Below are 1,441 nucleotides of genomic sequence, written 5' to 3' on the forward strand. Positions count from 1 at the left end.
AGTCTCCCACCTATCCTACACAAGCTGTACCGAACACCAATACCAAACTATAGTAAAGGTCCCGGGGTCTTTCCGTCCTACTGCGCGTAACGAGCATCTTTACTCGTAATGCAATTTCGCCGAGTTCGTGGTGGAGACAGCGCCCAAATCGTTACTCCATTCGTGCAGGTCGGAACTTACCCGACAAGGAATTTCGCTACCTTAGGATGGTTATAGTTACCACCGCCGTTTACTGGGGCTTAAGTTCACCGCTTCGCACAAGCTAACAGTTCCCCTTAACCTTCCAGCACCGGGCAGGAGTCAGTCCGTATACATCGTCTTACAACTTCGCACGGACCTGTGTTTTTAGTAAACAGTCGCTTGGGCCTGGTCACTGCGACCATCACCGCTACCAACCGCAAAGGGCTGCCACGGATCAGGCCCCCCTTATCCCGAAGTTACGGGGGAATTTTGCCGAGTTCCTTCACCACGATTCTCTCGATCGCCTCGGTATTCTCTACCAATCCACCTGTGTCGGTTTAGGGTACGGGCGGCACAAAAACTCGCTCACGAAGATTTTCTAGGCAGCATAGGATCACCCACACCACGAACACGCATGCTCGCAGTGCCATCAACTCTCAACCACAAGACGTGCGGATTTACCTACACGCCGGCCTACCATCTTAGCCCGGGACAACCACCGCCCGGGATGGGCTACCTTCCTGCGTCCCTCCGCAGCTAGCCTACTCAAAGCTCGGGTCAAAGACTCAACCACCATCACCCCGAAAGGATCCAGCGATCTCGCATTCTTAGCATCGCAAATTTCGACTCGAACGTTCATGCGCCGGTACCAGAATATCAACTGGTTATCCATCGACTACGCCTGTCGGCCTCGCCTTAGGTCCCGACTCACCCAGGGCAGATTAGCTTGACCCTGGAACCCTTGGATAATCGGCGGACGGGTTTCTCACCCGTCATTCGCTACTCATGCCTGCATTCTCACTCGCATGCACTCCACGACCAGTCACCCAACCGCTTCAACACACACACGACGCTCCCCTACCCACCCACACACACGGTGCGGATGCCACAGCTTCGGCGGACTGCTTGAGCCCCGCTACATTGTCGGCGCAGAATCACTTGACCAGTGAGCTATTACGCACTCTTTCAAGGATGGCTGCTTCCAAGCCAACCTCCTGGTTGTCTCCGCAACTCCACATCCTTTTCCACTTAGTTAACGCTTAGGGGCCTTAGCTGATGATCTGGGCTGTTTCCCTCTCGACTATGAAGCTTATCCCCCACAGTCTCACTGCCGTCCTCAACTTGCCGGCATTCGGAGTTTGGCTGATTTCGGTAAGCTTGTAGGCCCCCTAGACCATCCAGTGCTCTACCTCCGACAAGAAACAGACAACGCTGCACCTAAATGCATTTCGGGGAGAACCAGCTATCACGAAGTTTGATT

General features: G+C 54.1%; 1 rRNA gene. It reads right to left on the bottom strand.

The window, feature by feature from the left end:
• Positions 1-1,441: ribosomal RNA gene (locus tag RT323_RS16640) — 23S ribosomal RNA — on the bottom strand; the annotation flags it as partial.

Origin of the sequence: Aeromicrobium sp. (assembly GCF_032084975.1) — a bacterium.
GTDB lineage: Bacteria > Actinomycetota > Actinomycetes > Propionibacteriales > Nocardioidaceae > Aeromicrobium.